At 73.6% G+C, this 15,381-nt stretch carries 18 protein-coding genes and 1 pseudogene; 11 read left to right on the forward strand and 8 right to left on the reverse strand.

From position 1 onward, the window contains the following. Positions 1-99: 99 nt before the first annotated feature. Both KIS93_RS51960 and KIS93_RS51965 read left to right on the forward strand, forming a co-directional pair. Entirely contained in the window at positions 100-1,446 is a 1,347-nt protein-coding gene (locus KIS93_RS51960; RefSeq protein ID WP_186404945.1) for a sensor histidine kinase, read from the forward strand. After that, the gene (locus KIS93_RS51965) at positions 1,343-1,987 is read left to right on the forward strand and encodes a LuxR C-terminal-related transcriptional regulator (protein ID WP_080037360.1); all 645 of its coding nucleotides are present in this window, start codon (positions 1,343-1,345) and stop codon (positions 1,985-1,987) included. The genes KIS93_RS51960 and KIS93_RS51965 overlap by 104 nt, the downstream gene beginning before the upstream one ends. 22 nt (positions 1,988-2,009) lie before the next feature. On the opposite strand, the gene KIS93_RS51970 is transcribed toward KIS93_RS51965, so the two are convergent. Next, entirely contained in the window at positions 2,010-2,369 is a 360-nt protein-coding gene (locus tag KIS93_RS51970) for a barstar family protein (RefSeq protein WP_080037362.1), read from the reverse strand. An 11-nt stretch (positions 2,370-2,380) separates the two neighbouring features. Continuing rightward, positions 2,381-2,794 (reverse strand): ribonuclease domain-containing protein, encoded by a 414-nt coding sequence (locus KIS93_RS51975; RefSeq protein ID WP_222107966.1) that lies wholly within the window; start codon positions 2,792-2,794, stop codon positions 2,381-2,383. 153 nt (positions 2,795-2,947) lie between these two features. Here KIS93_RS51975 and KIS93_RS51980 point away from each other — a divergent pair, with 153 nt between their 5' ends. Then, entirely contained in the window at positions 2,948-3,751 is an 804-nt protein-coding gene (locus tag KIS93_RS51980) for a class I SAM-dependent methyltransferase (protein ID WP_080037369.1), read from the forward strand. Here KIS93_RS51980 and KIS93_RS51985 read toward each other — a convergent pair whose 3' ends face one another. Then, positions 3,752-4,984: a cytochrome P450 family protein gene (locus KIS93_RS51985; protein ID WP_080037370.1), complete on the reverse strand. Its 1,233-nt coding sequence runs from the start codon at positions 4,982-4,984 to the stop codon at positions 3,752-3,754. Positions 4,985-5,050: 66 nt separating this feature from the next. Then, positions 5,051-5,518 carry a pyridoxamine 5'-phosphate oxidase family protein gene (locus KIS93_RS51990; protein WP_080037371.1) on the reverse strand — a complete coding sequence of 156 codons (468 nt, stop codon included), beginning with the start codon at positions 5,516-5,518 and terminating at the stop codon, positions 5,051-5,053. Between the two features lie 145 nt (positions 5,519-5,663). Between KIS93_RS51990 and KIS93_RS51995 the strand changes: the two genes are divergently transcribed. Together KIS93_RS51995 and KIS93_RS52000 are read left to right on the forward strand one after the other, a co-directional pair. Then, positions 5,664-6,101 (forward strand): hypothetical protein, encoded by a 438-nt coding sequence (locus tag KIS93_RS51995; RefSeq protein WP_080037372.1) that lies wholly within the window; start codon positions 5,664-5,666, stop codon positions 6,099-6,101. 125 nt (positions 6,102-6,226) lie between these two features. Further along, entirely contained in the window at positions 6,227-7,198 is a 972-nt protein-coding gene (locus KIS93_RS52000) for an Acg family FMN-binding oxidoreductase (RefSeq protein ID WP_080037373.1), read from the forward strand. Between the two features lie 62 nt (positions 7,199-7,260). Here the strand turns inward: KIS93_RS52000 and KIS93_RS52005 are convergent, their stop codons facing one another. Beyond that, positions 7,261-8,502, reverse strand: a complete 1,242-nt coding sequence (locus KIS93_RS52005) for a glycoside hydrolase family 16 protein (RefSeq protein WP_080037374.1) — start codon at positions 8,500-8,502, stop codon at positions 7,261-7,263. A 260-nt stretch (positions 8,503-8,762) separates the two neighbouring features. Here KIS93_RS52005 and KIS93_RS52010 point away from each other — a divergent pair, with 260 nt between their 5' ends. Continuing rightward, positions 8,763-9,422: a TetR/AcrR family transcriptional regulator gene (locus tag KIS93_RS52010; RefSeq protein ID WP_080037375.1), complete on the forward strand. Its 660-nt coding sequence runs from the start codon at positions 8,763-8,765 to the stop codon at positions 9,420-9,422. Between the two features lie 3 nt (positions 9,423-9,425). Here KIS93_RS52010 and lepB read toward each other — a convergent pair whose 3' ends face one another. Both lepB and KIS93_RS52020 read right to left on the reverse strand, forming a co-directional pair. Next, positions 9,426-9,950 carry a signal peptidase I gene (gene lepB, locus KIS93_RS52015; RefSeq protein WP_080037376.1) on the reverse strand — a complete coding sequence of 175 codons (525 nt, stop codon included), beginning with the start codon at positions 9,948-9,950 and terminating at the stop codon, positions 9,426-9,428. After that, on the reverse strand, positions 9,940-11,163 hold the full coding sequence (locus tag KIS93_RS52020) for an MFS transporter (RefSeq protein WP_222107967.1): 1,224 nt from the start codon (positions 11,161-11,163) through the stop codon (positions 9,940-9,942). Before KIS93_RS52020 ends, lepB begins: the two co-directional genes overlap by 11 nt. Before the next feature lie 354 nt (positions 11,164-11,517). Between KIS93_RS52020 and KIS93_RS52025 the strand changes: the two genes are divergently transcribed. Then, complete coding sequence (locus KIS93_RS52025; protein WP_080037377.1) at positions 11,518-11,871, forward strand: histone-like nucleoid-structuring protein Lsr2; 354 nt, start codon at positions 11,518-11,520, stop codon at positions 11,869-11,871. A 186-nt stretch (positions 11,872-12,057) separates the two neighbouring features. Further along, positions 12,058-12,246: pseudogene (locus KIS93_RS69335) on the forward strand (DUF3500 domain-containing protein); the annotation flags it as partial. A gap of 69 nt (positions 12,247-12,315) precedes the next feature. Here KIS93_RS69335 and KIS93_RS52035 read toward each other — a convergent pair. Continuing rightward, complete coding sequence (locus KIS93_RS52035; protein ID WP_155126651.1) at positions 12,316-13,143, reverse strand: aminoglycoside adenylyltransferase domain-containing protein; 828 nt, start codon at positions 13,141-13,143, stop codon at positions 12,316-12,318. Between the two features lie 87 nt (positions 13,144-13,230). Between KIS93_RS52035 and KIS93_RS52040 the strand changes: the two genes are divergently transcribed. The 3 genes from KIS93_RS52040 to KIS93_RS52050 are packed head-to-tail and all read left to right on the forward strand — an operon-like array spanning position 13,231 to position 15,240. Beyond that, positions 13,231-13,698 carry a nuclear transport factor 2 family protein gene (locus KIS93_RS52040; protein WP_080037379.1) on the forward strand — a complete coding sequence of 156 codons (468 nt, stop codon included), beginning with the start codon at positions 13,231-13,233 and terminating at the stop codon, positions 13,696-13,698. Positions 13,699-13,756: 58 nt separating this feature from the next. After that, positions 13,757-14,542, forward strand: coding sequence for a GNAT family N-acetyltransferase (locus KIS93_RS52045; protein WP_230466036.1), 786 nt, complete (start codon positions 13,757-13,759; stop codon positions 14,540-14,542). Further along, positions 14,539-15,240 carry a peptide deformylase gene (locus KIS93_RS52050; RefSeq protein ID WP_080037381.1) on the forward strand — a complete coding sequence of 234 codons (702 nt, stop codon included), beginning with the start codon at positions 14,539-14,541 and terminating at the stop codon, positions 15,238-15,240. The genes KIS93_RS52045 and KIS93_RS52050 overlap by 4 nt, the downstream gene beginning before the upstream one ends. Positions 15,241-15,381 lie beyond the last annotated feature (141 nt).

Raw genomic sequence — 15,381 nt, forward strand, 5'->3', positions numbered from 1 at the left:
AACCGCCGTACCGGAGGGGGACAACCCCGGGGGGTTCACCGGGTGGTCCTCCCCGAGTCGGTGCGTCAGCCTGGACCGTGAGGAGAGGGGAGCGGACAGGTGCGGATCTGGCGCGAGCTCGGCTACACGGTGACGGTGCCCTTGATGGCCGCACTCGGCCTGGCCCATCTGCTGGTCGTGCTGGTGGGCGTGCTGGCCTCGACGTACGTGGTGGGCCTGCCGCTGCTGGCGGGGTGCGTGGTGGCCGCCAGGAGGCTCAGCGCGGCCAACCGGGCGCTGGCGCGGACGCTGGCGGGCACGGACGTGCCGGCCCCCGCCCCGTACCGGCCGGGCAGGGGCCTGCTGGGCCGGCTCGGCGCGGCGCTGGGCGACGTGGCCGGCTGGCGGGCGATCATCCACGCCGTGGTCCGCCTGCCCGCGGCGGCGCTGGCGTTCGCGGCGGCGGCCGGGACGTGGGGGCTCGGCCTGGTGCTGCTGGCGTGCCCGCTGTGGTGGCAGGTCCCCGGCGTGCCGGGCCCGAGCGGCTGGGCGGGCGCGCTGCTGCTGGCGGTGACGGGCGCGGGGCTGCTGTTCCTGGCGCCGTGGGCGGTGCACGCCGCGTTGCTGCCGGAGCGGATGCTGGTGCGCACGCTGCTCGGCCCGGCCCCCTCCCAGGCGCGCATCCGTACGCTGGAGGAGACCAGAGCGCTGGCCGTGGAGGACGCCGCCGCCGCGCTGCGCCGGGTGGAGCGGGACCTGCACGACGGCACGGCCGCCCGGCTGACCGCGCTGGCCATGGCGCTCAGCATGGCGAAGGAGGAGCTCGACGCGGCGGCGGGCGGCGACCTGGAGCGGCTGGATCACGCCCGCGCCCTGGTCGACGGCGCCCACCGCGGCGCGAAGGAGACCCTGTCGGAGCTGACGGACCTGATCCGCGGCATCCACCCGCCCGCCCTCGACAAGGGCCTGGAGGTGGCCCTGGCCACGCTCGCCGCCCGCAGCCCGCTGCCGGTGGACCTCGACGCGGAGCTGTCCGCCCGCCCGTCGCCGGCCGTCGAGACCATCGCGTTCTTCTGCACCGCCGAGCTGCTCGCGAACGTGGCCAAGCACAGCGGCGCCAGGCAGGCCGCGATCAGGCTGCGCGCGGAGGACGGGCGGCTGCGCCTGCGGGTGTGGGACGACGGCGAGGGCGGCGCCGTGGTGGCGGACGGCGCCCCGGTCGGCGGCGGGCCGGTGGGTCGGGGCTGCGCGGCCTGGTCGACCGCGTCCGGGTGGTGGACGGGGAGCTCGCCGTCCACAGCCCCGCCGGAGGCCCTACGGTGGTCTGTGTCGATCTGCCCCTGCGTGCGTGAACGGACGGCCCATGCGCATCGTGATCGCCGAGGACGCCGTGGTGCTCCGCGACGGCCTGTGCCTGCTGCTCGGCTCGCGCGGCCACGAGGTGGCGGCCGCCGTGGGCGACGGTGACGCGCTGGTGGCGGCCGTGGCCGAGCATCGTCCCGACGTGGCGGTGGTGGACGTGCGCATGCCGCCCTCCCGTACCGACGAGGGGCTGCGCGCGGCGATCAGGATCCGCCGCGACCATCCGGACCTGGGGCTGCTGGTGTTCTCGCAGTACATCGAGACCCACTACGCCGCACGGCTGCTCGCCGGCGGCGCCCGGGGGATCGGCTACCTGCTCAAGGAGCGCGTGACCGACGTCAAGGACTTCCTGGCGGCCATCGAGCGGATCGCGGCGGGGGAGACCGTGCTCGACCCCGAGGTCGTCACGCAGATCATGGGGGCGAGCCGGCGCGGCGACGCGCTGGCGCTGCTGACGCCGCGCGAGCGCGAGGTGCTGGCGATGATGGCGCAGGGCCGCTCCAACAGCGCGATCGCCGAGACCCTGTTCCTGTCGTACGGGTCGGTGGAGAAGCACGTCACGCAGATCTTCACCAAGCTCGGCCTGGCCCCGTCCGACAACGACCACCGCCGCGTCCTGGCCGTCCTGCGCTACCTCCAGGGCTGACCGCGCGAGCTCGACCGCGAGCTCACGACAGGGCGGCGGCGACGCGCTCGCGCAGTGTGTCCTCCTGCTCGGCGCCGGTGCACAGCGTCACCGTCAGCCCGTCGTGGGCGGCGTCGGCGAGCACGGTCAGCAGCGTGGCCAGCTGCTCGGGCGGCTCGCCGGCCAGCAGCTCCTCGGCGTGCTCGACGACGAGCGTGACGGCTCCGATGTCGCGCAGGCAGTCGGTGAGCGCGTCCCAGTTGCGGCCGAAGTAGCCGGGGAAGCTCAGGGCCCGCGCCACCTCGTCGAAGAAGGCGGCGCGGGTCCGGCACGCCCGCCCGTCCACGACCCGGCCGGTGGTCACGGTGAGCCACGAGGGCAGCGAACGCGGGGCAGACATCATGAACGTTTCCCTCAGAGGCGGTAGAAGTCGGTGTAGTGGTTGGGCGAGAACCAGGCGGCGCCGGTGCTGCGGTTGACGACGATCCGGTACGCGTCGCGCGCGGCTCCCTGGGCGCGGGAGTACACGTCGTACTCGTAGTAGGTCGCGTTGACCGGCAGCTGCCCCTCGCGGTTGTAGTGGCGTCCGCCGGTGTAGTTGTAGCGGCCGTCGGGCCATGAGTACCAGCCGGCGGTGGTCGGGTAGCCCTTGGAGGCCCAGATCTGGCGGGCCGAGCGGGCGTCGGCGCAGCGGGAGATGGTGCACGAGCTGTAGACGGCGGCGTCGGCGGGGGCGACTCCGGCCAGCCCGACGAGGGAGGCGAGGGCGGACAGGACGACGGCGAGCCGTACCGGCCAGGACGGGCGGGGGCGCGGTGGTGCGGGCACGGTGCCTCCTTGCGGAAGGGGGGTGACGAACATGGTCATGATCTCCGCTCGTGTCCTGTCAGGAAAGGCGGCGTCCCCCAAGAGAGGGTGAACAGTTCGTGGAGGGATGCTCGCGTGTTGACCATGTGGGCGTGTGCCCACTATGGTGGGCGTATGCCCACTACACCTGCTCAGCAACCGCATCAGGCCAGGAAGATGGCGGAGTCGTTCGGCGTCGACTCCGAGCGTTACGACCGCACCCGGCCCACGTACCCCCAGGCGATGGTGGACCGGATCCTGGCCGCCAGCCCCGGCCGCGACCTGCTCGACGTCGGGTCCGGCACCGGCATCGCCGCCCGGCAGTTCCAGCAGGCCGGCTGCACGGTCCTCGCGGTCGAGCCCGACGAGCGCATGGCCGCCTTCGCCCGGCGCACCGGCGTCGAGACGGAGGTCGCCAGGTTCGAGGAGTGGGACGCGGCCGGCCGCACGTTCGACGCCGCCGTCGCCGCGACCGCCTGGCACTGGATCGACCCCGACAAGGGAGCCGCGAAGGCGGCCGAGGTGCTGCGCCCCCGCGGCCTGCTGGCGGCCTGCTGGCACGTCTTCGAGACCCCGCCCAGCCTGATGCGGGCGCACAACGACGCGCTCAAGCGGGTGCTGCCCGACTCGCCGTTCGCCGACCGCCCGGCCACCATGTCCGCCATGGACGGCTACCGGCCGATGTTCACCAGCGCCGCCGACGGGATCCGCCGGTCGGGCCGGTTCGGCGAGCCCGAGGAGTGGACGTTCGCCTGGGAGCGCGTCTACACCCGCGACGAATGGCTCGACCAGCTCCCCACCTCGGGCGTCCTCACCCAGCTCGCCCCCGACCAGCTCCAGGAGGTGCTCGCGGCGGCCGGCGCCGCCGTCGATGCGATCGGCGGCTCGTTCACGATGAGCTACACGACGGTCGTGGTCGCCGCCGTCCGTACCGCCTGATCACGACAGCACGACCGGCAGCGCGCGATGCCCGTTCGAGATGAACGACTCCAGCGGCAGCAGGTCGTCGGGCCGCGCCGCCAGCGTCAGGCCGGGGAAGCGGCCGAAGAGCGCGGGCAGCGCGATCGTGGCCTCCAGCGTGGCCAGCGGGGCGCCGAGGCAGCGGTGCACGCCGTACCCGAAGGCCAGGTGCTCCTTGGAGGGGCGGGTGACGTCGAACGTGCCCGCGTCGCGGCCGTGCACCAGCGGGTCGCGTCCGGCGGCGCCGTAGCAGCCGAGGATCGGCTCGCCAGCGGGCAGCACGAGGCCGCCGCCGAGGTCGATGTCCTCGACGGTGAAGCGCAGCGGCAGGTTCGCGATCGGCCCCTGGTTGCGCAGCGTCTCCTCGACGACGTCCTCCCAGCTCACCCGCCCCGCCTGGACGAGCGCGAGCTGGCCGGGATGGGTGAGCAGCGCGAAGATCGCGTTGTCGATGAGGTTGACCGTGGTCTCGTGCCCCGCGCTCAGGAACAGGATCAGCGTGTCGACCAGCTCGTGCTCCTCCAGCGGCGCGTCGTGCTCGTCGCGGGCGGCGATCAGGGCCGACGACAGGTCGTCGCCCGGGTGCGCCCGCTTGTCGGCGACGAGCCCGCGCAGCACCTCTTGCAGGTGCGCCAGCACCTCGGCCGTCTCCGCGGCGGGCCGCCCGACCTGGAAGAAGGAGTCGGCGCAGCGGCGCACCTCCTCGCGGGTGGCCTCGTCGGCGACGCCGAACAGCTCGCAGATCACCTGGATCGGCAGCGGGTACGCGTAGCGCTCGCGCAGGTCCGTCACCGTCGCCGGCGGCACGTCGGCCAGCTCGTCGAGCAGCTCCGCGGTGATCGCCTCGATGCGCGGCCGCAGCGCCGCGGTGCGGCGGACGGTGAACGCGCTGGAGACCAGGCCGCGCAGCCGCCGGTGGTCCGGCCCGTACGCGGTCAGCATGTTGCGGACCGCCACCCACGCGAACAGCGGCCACTCGGGGGAGATCTCGCCCTTGATCCAGGCCGGCCAGTGCAGGTAGGCGTCCTTGGACACCCGAGGGTCGGTCAGCAGCCGCCGCAGCAGCGCCTGGTCGCTCACCGCCCACGCCACGACGCCGCCGGGCAGCTCGACGCGGGTGGCCGGCCCGAGCGCGCGGATGCGCTCGGCCTCGCCGTGGATGTCGCGGCCCGCGGGGTCGATGACGAACGGCCGTGCTCCGGTGCCATCCATGGGCTCTCCCGGCTCGTGGGGGTTGCGTCCTCCGGCAGCGTTCCCCATCGGGCCGGGCCGCGCCCACTATCCAGCCGGACCGATCTTTGTACGCGCGCCGTCCCGCGCGTCCGCGGGAACGAGCGCGAACCCGTTGACGATCTCCGGCTGGATGCGGATCACCTGCTCCATCTCGCCCGCCACCCAGGGGGTCAGCATGCCTCTGAGCAGCGCCGCCTCCTCGGGGTCGGTCACCAGGCGGGCCACGCCGGTGACGATGACGCTCCAGCCCAGGCGCTCGTGCCCGTCCAGCTCGTCGGCCTCGTACGCCACCACCACCGCCTCCGCCGGCGCCACGTGGGAGCCGAGGATCGTGCCGGGGCTGGAGCGGATGACGATCCGGCCGTCCACGACGACGTGGTTCACCGGCCGGATCGCGGGCAGCGCGTGCCGGGTGAAGACGACCCGGCCGAACGGCACCTCCGCCAGCAGCCGCAGCGCCTCCGTCTCGGGCAGTTCCCGGAGCCGCCGGTCGCCCGTCCCGTTCTGGTACATCACCGTCACAGCCTGCCGACCCGGCCCCCGTCCCCGACAGGGACCAAAGTCCCTACTTTCCCCGAAGGAGTGCCCTGCGGGGGCGATCGGCGCGGCGGATAGCCTGATCGCGGCGCGGACCAGGTGAAAGGGGGCGGAAGCGGTCATGACGTGGTGGGCGGTGGTGCGGTTCCTGCACGTGCTCGGGGCGGCGCTGTGGGTCGGCGGGCAGCTCACCGTGTCGCTGGTGGTGCTGCCGCTAGCCCGGCGGCTGCTCGACGGCGAGCGGCGCGGCCAGGTGCTGACCGCCGTGGGCCGCCGCTTCGGGCTGCTGACCGTCGCGGCGTTCCTGCCGCTCCAGCTCGCCACCGGCGTGGCTCTCGCCTGGCACAAGGGCGTCACGTGGGGCATGCTCGCCGAGCCCGGCTACGGGCGGACGCTGGCGGCCAAGCTGCTGCTGTTCTGCGCCGTCATGGCCATGGCGGGGGCGCACGGGTGGGCCAGCGGCGCGGGCCGTCCCCGGCCGGCCAGGGTGCTGGCGATCGGGTCGCTGGTGGGCTCGCTCGGCGTGGTGCTGCTGGCCGCCGCGCTGCCCGCGATGTAACGCGTACCGTGAAGGGCTGACCGTGTGGAGAGCGAGTGCCGCCCGCCTGCGCGCAGGCCGACGGACCTCCCGGCGGAGGACCTTCGGCCCTGATCCGGCGCGCCCCCTCATGATGGGCTGGGCGCATGACAGGTCCGACGGTGAAGGAGGCGCTGGAGGCCGCCCTGGAGGCGGCCCGCTGGGCGCCGTCCGTGCACAACACCCAGCCCTGGACGTTCTCCGTGTCCGGGGAGGAGATCGCGCTGCGCGCCGACACCGACCGGCGGCTGCGGGTCGGCGACGCCTCCGGGCGCGAGCTGCTGATCAGCTGCGGCGCGGCCCTGTTCACCATGCGGACGTCGCTGCGCGGCCACGGCTACGAGCCCGTCGTCCGCGTCCTGCCGGACCCCGACCGCCCGTCGCTGCTCGCCACGATCACGCCGGGCACTCCCGCACCGCCCGACGAGGACGCCCGGCTGCTCGGGGAGCAGATCGAGCTGCGGCGCACCCACCGCGCCGGCTTCACCGACCTGCCCGTGCCCGACCGGCTCGTCGAACGGCTGATCATCGCCGCCGTGGACGAGGGCGCCCGGCTCACCCCGGTGCGGGCGCCCGGGGCGGTGGAGGTCCTGGCCGCGCTCACCCGGGCGGCGCAGGCCGTCCAGGCAGGAGACCGGCGCTTCAGCCTGGAGGTGATCCGCTGGGCGCGGCCACCCGGCAGCCGCCGCAGGGACGGCGTGCCCGCCGACGCCTACCCCAGGCGCGCCGCGCCCACCGACCCGCACTTCCCGCAGCGCGACTACTCCTGGCGGCACGACTGGGGCGGTGCGGGCGGCACCGCCACCTACATCGGCGTGCCGGCGCTGCTCACCACGGCCCGCGACGGGCGCGAGGAGTGGATCGCGGCGGGGCAGGCGCTCCAGCACGTGCTGCTGCGGGCCGCCGCGCAGGGCGTCAGCGCCGCCTTCCACACGCAGGCGCTGGAGATGGACCTGCTGCGCGAGTTCCTGCGGCGGGAGCTGTGCTCGGGGGAGCACCCACAGATGATCATGCGGCTCGGCGTCACGTTCGAGGACAAGACCGCCGTCCGCCGCGCCCTGTCCGACCTGGTGGAGTGAGAACGCGCTCTCTCACGCGCGGCGGGCCCTTCCCCGCGGGAAAGGCCCGCAGGCGTCTCAGGTCAGGAGCGGGCCCACCGCTGGTTGGCTCCGCCCGTGCAGTCCCAGATCTGCAGCCGGGTGCCGTTGGCCGAGCTGACTCCCGTCGCGTCCAGGCACCTGCCGGACTGCGGGTTGACGATCTGCCCCGTGCCCGAGTCGAACGTCCAGCGCTGCGCGCCCGTGCCGTTGCAGTCGTAGAGCTGCACCTGCGTGCCGTTCGCCGTGCCGGCGCCGGTCACGTCCATGCACTTGCCGAGCGCCCGCACGGACCCGTCGGCGTTCCAGGTCCAGGTCTGGGCGGCGGTGCCGTTGCAGTCCCAGAGCTGGACGGCGGTGCCGTTGGCGGTGTTCGCGCCGGCGACGTCCACGCACTTGCCGCCGTAGCCGGTGATCCGGCCGCCGGTGCCGCCGGTCGGCGGGGCGTAGACGCGGACGTAGTCGACGGTCAGGGTCTGCGGGAACGTCGTGCTGCTGTCGGGGTAGCCGGGCCAGTTGCCGCCCACCGCCACATTCATGATCATGAAGAACGGGTGGTCGAAGACCCACCGGTTGCCGCCCAGGTCGGACGGGGTGCGGCGCTGGTACTCGACGCCGTCCACGTACCAGACGATCAGGTTGGGCGACCAGTCGACGGCGAAGGTGTGGAAGGCGTCGGCGAACGGGCTGCCGATCGTGTAGCCGGCGCCGATGCCGCCGCCCCCGGAGTAGCCGGGGCCGTGGATGGTGCCGTGCACGGTGTTGGGCTCGCGGCCGATGTTCTCCATGATGTCGATCTCGCCGCTGTTGGGCCAGCCGACCGAGCCGATGTCGTTGCCGAGCATCCAGAACGCCGGCCAGATGCCCTGACCGCGCGGCAGCTTCATGCGGGCCTCGAAGCGGCCGTAGGTGCGGGTGAAGGTGGCGGAGGTGAGCAGGCGGGCCGAGGTGTACTGGCAGGTGCCGTAGTGGCACTGGTAGCCGGCCGGGTTCTCGCGGCGGGCGGTGATCACCAGGTTGCCCGCGCCGTCCAGGGCGGCGTTGCGGGTGCTGTCGGTGTAGTACTGCTGCTCGTTGTTGCCCCAGCCGCTGCCGCCGATGTCGAAGCGCCACTTCGACGCGTCGACGGCGCTGCCGGCCGCGCCGTCGAACTCGTCGGACCAGACGAGCGGGCCGGGGGCGGGGGCCGCGGCGGCGCTGCCGGCCATGGGGGCGAGCAGCGCGAGGATCGTGGTGAGAGCGGCACCGAGGGCGAATAAGGCTCTGGAACGGGGGGTGCGTGCCATGGGGGTTACCTCATCGGGTCCACGGACGGTGAGTTTACGGAAACCTTCCGGCAACGTGAGCGGTCCTGTCAAGAGAGCGCTCTCTCGGATGTGGACGGCCCGACCGCTCGCGCCCGCGCCTCCGGCGTCCTGCCTGCCCTAGGCTTGTCCTTCCGTCACACCTCGCCGCCAGGCCGCGCCCGGCACGGCCGAGGACCCGCGCCGGCCTGTGGGGCTGGGCCGTCGCGGGCCGGTGCGCAGTCCCCGTGTGGTGAAAGCAGATGAACATCAGGACCAGACGACGAGACGAGCAGGTCAGCGCGACGAGGGAGGCGCTCCTGGCCGCCGCCGAGCGGCTGTTCGCCGAGCGCGGCGTGCACGCCGTCGGCAACCGCCAGATCAGCGAGGCCGCCGGGCAGGGCAACAACGCCGCCGTCACCTACCACTTCGGCACCAAGGCCGACCTGATCCGGGCCATCTCCCGCAGGCACGCCGAGCGGATCGAGGCCATCCGCGAGCGCATGATGGCCGGCATCGCCGGCTCCACCGACCTGCGCGACTGGGTGGCATGCCTGGTCCGCCCGTTCACCGAGCACCTGGAGACCCTGGAGGCCGCGGGCGGCCCCACCTGGTACGCCCGCTTCACCGCCCAGGTCATGGCCGATCCCGCGTTCAGCGCGATCATGGTCGATGAGGCGGTCAGCGCCGCCCCGGCGCTGCGGACGTACCGCGAGGGGCTGACCCGCTGCCTGCCCGGCCTGCCCGATGAGCTCCACAGCGAGCGCTTCGCCATGGCCCGCCACCTGATCGTCCAGATGTGCGTCGAACGGGAACGCGCCCTCGCCGAAGGCGCCCCCACCTTCCGCCCCACCTGGGCGTCCACCGCCGACGGCCTGATCGAGGCGATCCTCGCCCTGTGGCAGGCCCCCGCCGGCCCGTAGGCGTCAGCGGGCCGGGAGGTCCACCACGCCCCACACGTCCGCGACCCGGATGGTGCCGCCGCCGGGAGCGTCCTGGTAGGCGCGGGAGTCGAGGGCGACGTGGCGGTTGTCGTTCATGATCCAGAGCCGCCCGTCCGGCACCTTGACGTCGAACGCCGGCGCGGAGGCGGGAGGCGCCGCCACGTACGGCTCGTCCAGCGGCTTGCCGTCCAGCTCCAGGCGTCCCTTGGCGTCACAGCACCTGACGGTGCCGCCCGGCAGGCCGATGACCCGCCCCACGCGCCCCTGGCCCGCCGTGGTGCCGGGCCACCCCTCCGGCGTGCGGTAGAGGACGATGTCGCCGGCGTGGGGGACGTAGGCGGAGGTCCGCCGGTAGGACAGGGTCGTCCCCATCTTGATGGTCGGCTCCATGGACTCGCTGGGCATGGTGACGGTCCCGCCGCCGAGAGCCAGGTCGGCGAGCCCGCAGCCGGAGGCCGCGACCAGGAGCAGGGCGAGCGGGAGCGTGCGTAACCGTCTACGGATCATCAGGGCATTGTGCCGCAGAAGGCCGGCGGGCCTCGCGGACGAACGACAGCGCCACCGCGCCCATCACCGGCCCGGCGGCCAGGGTGGCGAACGCGGCCGGGAACGAGCCGGTGACCTGGTAGACCGCTCCCACCACGACCGGCACCGTGACGCTGCCGAGCTGCGCCACCGCGTTCGTCGCGCCCGCCGCCGAGCCCGCCAGCGCCGTCCCCGACAGCCCGGGCACCATGGCGATCAGCAGCGGCGAGTACAGGTACGCCCCCAGGCCCGCGAACCCGGCCATCACCAGGAACGCCGTCTCGGTGCTCAGGCCGCCGAACAGCAGCAGGCAGCCCGCGAACGCCACCAGCACCGCGATCGCCGGCCGTTTGCGCCCCCGCCCGGCCAGGTCGGTGGCCAGGCCGATGACCGGCTTGCCGGCCGCGCCCGCCGCCGCGAACACGACGACGACCGTCCCCGCCGCCACCGGGTCGATGCCGTGCCCCGTCACCATGAGCGTGTTGGACCAGGTCACGAAGCCGTACGTGCCCCACAGCCCGCCGAGGCCGGCCAGGCCGATCAGCAGCAGGTCGCGGTCGCGGGCCAGGCGGCGCAGCGGCGGGCGCGCGGCCGGCGGGCCGTGCCGCTCGCGCAGCAGCGCCAGGCACACCAGGGCGAGCGCCATCGACACGAGCCCGAACAGCTGGTACGAGGCCCGCCAGTCGTACCACTGGATCAGCCGGGGCACGAGCGCGTTGGCGATCATGGTGCCGAGCGAGGAGGCCATGCTGAACACGCCCATCGCCAGCCCGCGCTCCCGCTCCCCGAACCAGGACGCGATGAGCCTGACCCCCGCCGCGAAGTCGGCCCCCGCGCACAGCCCGATCAGCGCCTGCACCGCGATCCCGGCCCCGGCGGTCGGCACGGACCCGAACGCGATCATGAAGCCGCCGGCGGTGAACAGCGACCCCGACAGCACGACCCGGCTGCCGATCCGGTCGCCGAGCAGGCCGCCGCCGATGTTGGACAGCACGTAGCCGACGTAGTACGCCGTCGCGAACGCCCCCAGCCCCGCCAGCGACACCCCGAGGTCCTCGCCCGCCCGCAGGGACGCCGGCCCCCACGTGGAGCGGTCGACCGAGGTCATGGTCAGCGAGGCCCAGCAGAGCAGCAGCACGACCCAGCGGCGGCGGGACCGGCGCCCGACGGATGGTGACTCTGCGTGTTCGGTCACATCCGGTCACGTTACCGGCCGCCCGGGCCGCCGGCCGCATGGTCGCAGATCCGCCTCGCCGCGTGACCGTGCCGCGCCTTTCCGTGAATTACCGCTCGAAACGACGATAATGACATACCCGAAAATTGGCGCAGGGTGACCGGGTGCCAATGAAACGGGAGAGCGCGCAAAGCCGCACGGTTGAAGGCTGAATCTTCCGGTGCGGCGATTTATTTAGGTAGAATGACCAAGGCGAACTCATGCTGGTCCGCCAGTCCGTGCACAGAAAATTTACGGTAAATCCCGATCCGGCTTGACGGCATCGCGCAGCGCGCTACAGTACCGCACAACCTGGGGCTGAATGGGAGTGCCAGCATGGCCAAGAGGTTGATTGAAACGATCACGGACGACTTCGACGGCTCCCCCATGGAGGACGAGAATCCCGTCTCCTTCAGCATCAAGGGCGACCGGTTCGTCATGGACCTGAAGCCCGAGAACGAAGACAGGCTGCGTGCGGCTCTGGCGCCCTTCATCGCGAAGGCGCGGCGCGAGGAGACGGCGGCCACGTCGCGACCCCGCGGCCGGCGCGGCTCCAGCGGCACGACACGAGCCATGAGCAAGGAGAAGAGCCAGGAGATCCGGCAGTGGGCGAAGGCACACGGTCTGCCGGTCAGTGAGCGCGGCCGCATCGCCTCTTCTGTGATCCAGAAGTACGAGGCCGCGCACTAGATTGGCCCGCGAAAGGCCCCCTTCAATAGGGGGCCTTTCCTCTTGCCCCGGACCCCGGTTCACCGCCGCTCACGGCGGATTTGGAGGCCGCGCATACGGCCGGGATAAAGCGCTGGAGTCGCCCCGGCAAGTCATTTCAAAGGGGGCCTTCACCCGTTCCTCATGTTGGGCGGCGACATTGGCGGCATGCACGGACACGCACCACGTACCCCGGAAGCGGAGTGCAGCCGCCGCTGCAACCTGGAGCTGCCCTACGAGGGGCTGCCCGGCTCCGAGATGACCGCCGCGCAGCGGGAGAAGCCGCTCGCCCTCGTCCGCGTCTACGCCGGATACATGGACGGCACGCACGCCGAGGTGAAGATGAAGGAGGTGCGCGAGCACGTGGCTCAGCACGGCCACCGGCACGGTCAGTGCACCGCAGCCCGTGCGGGCGGGGCGGCGGCGTCACTTCTCGTCGGCGCTCGCGATCACCTCCAGGACGAACTCGCCCACCAGGCGGGGCACCCGGCGCGCGTCGCCGGGCGCGGGCGCGGGCAGGCCGAGCCGCCGGGCCAGGGCCAGCCGCAGCAGCGGATGCCAGCGCGGCCCGAAGGTGTCCAGCGCGTACTCGGCCGCGGCCTCCTTGGAGATCACCTCACCGGTCGCGATCGTGTGGTGCAGCCGGGGCGGTGACAACACGGTGGCCAGCGCCACCTGGTGGGCCGGCTGCAGCGGCTTGCGCGGGGGCCTGGCCGACAGAGCCCGGCCCGCCCAGGTGGCGAAGTGGCCGTGCAACTGCCCCAGGTTCCACTCGCGCAGCCGGCCCGGCTCCGGGTCGAGGCCCAGCTCGCCCGGGGCCGGGCCGCGCACCGCGACGCCCTTCTCCAGGAGCACCTTCCACACCACCGGGTTCGCCTCGAACCCGCGCCCCCGCTTGAACGACGGCCCGCTGTGCGAGGCGAGCGGGCGCAGGCTCGTGACCGGCCTGCCCAGGTCACGTTCGGCGACGAAGACGCCGTTCAGCGTGCCGGGGACGTCCGGCCGGGCCCGGGCCAGCGCCCGCCAGGCCGCCGGCGCGTTGCCCGCCTTGTGCAGCAGCGCCAGCCGGCGCAGGTCCCTTTCGCCGAGATCCCCGGCCACTGTGGCGACGAAATCGATGTCGCTGCGGCCTGCCCGCCAGGCGCCCAGCGCGACCGAGCCGACGACGTAGAACCCGCTGATCCGGCCCGGCAGCAACCGGTCCGCCACGGCCAGGTATCGGGAGACCGCCCGTTCCACCTCGTTCGCAAGCATGGGAGACAGCATGCCGGACCGGCCGCCGCCTCACATTCCGCCGCCGCACGCCGTCGTATCAAGGGCCGACACGAGAAGAGGGAAGGCATGCACGACTTTCAGGCCATCGCCGACCGCGTCGAGATCGAGGCGTTGCGCGGCGAGTTCACCGACGCGGCGATGATGCGCGACTACGACCGGCTGGCGTCGCTGTTCACACCCGACGGGGTGCTGCGGATGCCGAACATCCCGGCCGAGCTCACCGGGCCGGAGGAGATCCGGGCGTGGGGACGGCGGGTGCCGGGCTTCGTGGAGTTCCTGGTGCAGACCACGCATCCCGGAGTGATCCGCATCGAAGGGGACAGCGCGAGCGGGCGGGCGTACATGCAGGAGCTGGGGCGGCTGCGTGACGGGCGCGCGGAGTTCAACTTCGCGATCTATCACGACCGGTACCGGCGCACCGCTGAGGGGTGGCGGTTCACGGAGCGCGTGTATGAGGTCAGGTACCACGACGCCACGCCCCTGAAGGGTTCGCCCCCGCCCGTGGATTCCGGGCCTGGCGGAACGGGCATTTGACGGCGCGAGTATCACTTATGGGGTGAATACCACTGACACTGTGAGCATTGGTGCAGGTGTGAGGGGCGCTCCGGGCGCGTCCCCACACCCGCTCGACCACCCCGTCCGGTCCGCCCTGACCGGGCCGCACGCGGGATTCGCCGAGCGGCGAGGGGACGTGCTGCGCTACCCGCCGGAGGTGTCCCCGTTCACCGCCCTGCCCGCGACCCCGTCCGGCCAGGACTGGGCCGACGCGGCGGCACTCGCCGGGCCCGGCGCGATGTTCTCGTACGCGGCCGACGTCCTGCCGCCCGCCGGGTGGGAGGTCGTCATCCGGGTGCCGGCGGTGCAGATGGTCGGCGACGGCGTGCCCGCTCCCGACGGCGTGGCGGCTCCCGACGGCGCGCTCGCGCGTGACGGCGCGGCTGCTCCCGACGGTGCGGAGGACGTGGTGCGGCTCACGGCGGCCGACGTGCCGGACATGCTCGCCCTGGTCGAGGTCGCCCAGCCGGGGCCGTTCCTGCCGCGTACCGTCGAGATGGGCGTCTACCTCGGCATCCGCCGGCGCGGCGAGCTGGTCGCGATGGCCGGCGAGCGGCTGCACCCGCCCGGCTGGACCGAGATCAGCGCCGTCTGCACCCACCCCGCCCACCGCGGCCAGGGCCTGGCGGCCCGCCTCGTCCTCGCGGTCGCCGCGGGCGTCCGCGCCCGCGGCGAGACGCCGTTCCTGCACGCCGCCACGAGCAACACGAACGCCATCCGCCTGTACGAACGGCTCGGCTTCCGCCCCCGGCGCACCACCATGTTCCACGCCGTACGCGTCCCCGCCGAGATCGCCGCCGCGCCCGCGGGAGAGGCACGATGAGCGGCTGGGACGAGTCGGCGGCGCGGGCGAGCCGGGACGAGTCGGCGGCGTGGGCGAGCCCGGATGAGCCGGTCGCGCGAGTGGGCCGGGACGAGCTGGTCGAGCGGGTGCACGCGCTGCTGGCCGCGCCCCGGCCGTGGGCGGTCACGCAGGTCGGCGACCCGGTGCTGCGCCGCCCCGCCGAGCCGTACGACGGGCAGCTCCCCGACGCCCTGCTGCGCGAGCTGCTGGACGCGATGTTCCGGCACCTGCCGGGCGTCGGCGTCGGGCTGGCCGCCCCGCAGGTCGGCATCCCGCTGGCGCTGGCCGTCATCGAGGACCCCGCCGAGGTGCCCCCGGAGATCGCCGCCGAGCGGGAACGGGTGCCGCAGCCGCCGCTGGAGCTGGTCAACCCCGTCGTCACCCCGCTCGGGTCCCGCTACCACGCCTTCTACGAGGGCTGCCTGAGCGTCGAGGGCCTGACCGCCGTCGTCGCCCGGCACGCGCGGGTCCGGCTGGCGGCCTGCGACGGGAGCGGGCGGCCGTACGAGATGGAGCTGTCCGGCTGGCCGGCCCGCATCGCCCAGCACGAGACCGACCACCTGAACGGCATCCTCTACCTCGACCGGGCCGAGCCGCGCTCGCTGTCCACCGTGGCCAACTACGAGCGCTTCTCGGCACCGCGCCGCGAGGACGGTGAGGACGCCCACCGCGCCTGAGGCGCCGGCCCATTCCGGCGACCCGCACCACCGCGCCTGAGGCGCCGGCTTGTCCCGGCGACCCGCACCATCGCGCCTGGGGGCCGGGCCCATCCCGACGACCCGCACCATCGCGCCACACTCCCGAGCCGCGCCGTCAGG

Source organism: [Actinomadura] parvosata subsp. kistnae, from assembly GCF_900323885.1.
Classification (GTDB): domain Bacteria; phylum Actinomycetota; class Actinomycetes; order Streptosporangiales; family Streptosporangiaceae; genus Nonomuraea; species Nonomuraea composti.

Bases quoted from the DNA above. Each gene is read 5' to 3' on its own strand.
- KIS93_RS51965 (WP_080037360.1), top strand. From the start codon at position 1,343: ATGCGCATCGTGATCGCCGAGGACGCCGTGGTGCTCCGCGACGGCCTG.
- KIS93_RS51970 (WP_080037362.1), bottom strand. From the start codon at position 2,369: ATGATGTCTGCCCCGCGTTCGCTGCCCTCGTGGCTCACCGTGACCACC.
- KIS93_RS51990 (WP_080037371.1), bottom strand. From the start codon at position 5,518: ATGTACCAGAACGGGACGGGCGACCGGCGGCTCCGGGAACTGCCCGAG.
- KIS93_RS52000 (WP_080037373.1), top strand. From the start codon at position 6,227: ATGACAGGTCCGACGGTGAAGGAGGCGCTGGAGGCCGCCCTGGAGGCG.
- KIS93_RS52050 (WP_080037381.1), top strand. From the start codon at position 14,539: ATGAGCGGCTGGGACGAGTCGGCGGCGCGGGCGAGCCGGGACGAGTCG.
- KIS93_RS52035 (WP_155126651.1), bottom strand. From the start codon at position 13,143: ATGCTTGCGAACGAGGTGGAACGGGCGGTCTCCCGATACCTGGCCGTG.
- KIS93_RS51995 (WP_080037372.1), top strand. From the start codon at position 5,664: ATGACGTGGTGGGCGGTGGTGCGGTTCCTGCACGTGCTCGGGGCGGCG.
- lepB (WP_080037376.1), bottom strand. From the start codon at position 9,950: ATGATCCGTAGACGGTTACGCACGCTCCCGCTCGCCCTGCTCCTGGTC.
- KIS93_RS52025 (WP_080037377.1), top strand. From the start codon at position 11,518: ATGGCCAAGAGGTTGATTGAAACGATCACGGACGACTTCGACGGCTCC.
- KIS93_RS52010 (WP_080037375.1), top strand. From the start codon at position 8,763: ATGAACATCAGGACCAGACGACGAGACGAGCAGGTCAGCGCGACGAGG.
- KIS93_RS52040 (WP_080037379.1), top strand. From the start codon at position 13,231: ATGCACGACTTTCAGGCCATCGCCGACCGCGTCGAGATCGAGGCGTTG.
- KIS93_RS51985 (WP_080037370.1), bottom strand. From the start codon at position 4,984: ATGGATGGCACCGGAGCACGGCCGTTCGTCATCGACCCCGCGGGCCGC.
- KIS93_RS51980 (WP_080037369.1), top strand. From the start codon at position 2,948: ATGCCCACTACACCTGCTCAGCAACCGCATCAGGCCAGGAAGATGGCG.
- KIS93_RS52005 (WP_080037374.1), bottom strand. From the start codon at position 8,502: ATGGCACGCACCCCCCGTTCCAGAGCCTTATTCGCCCTCGGTGCCGCT.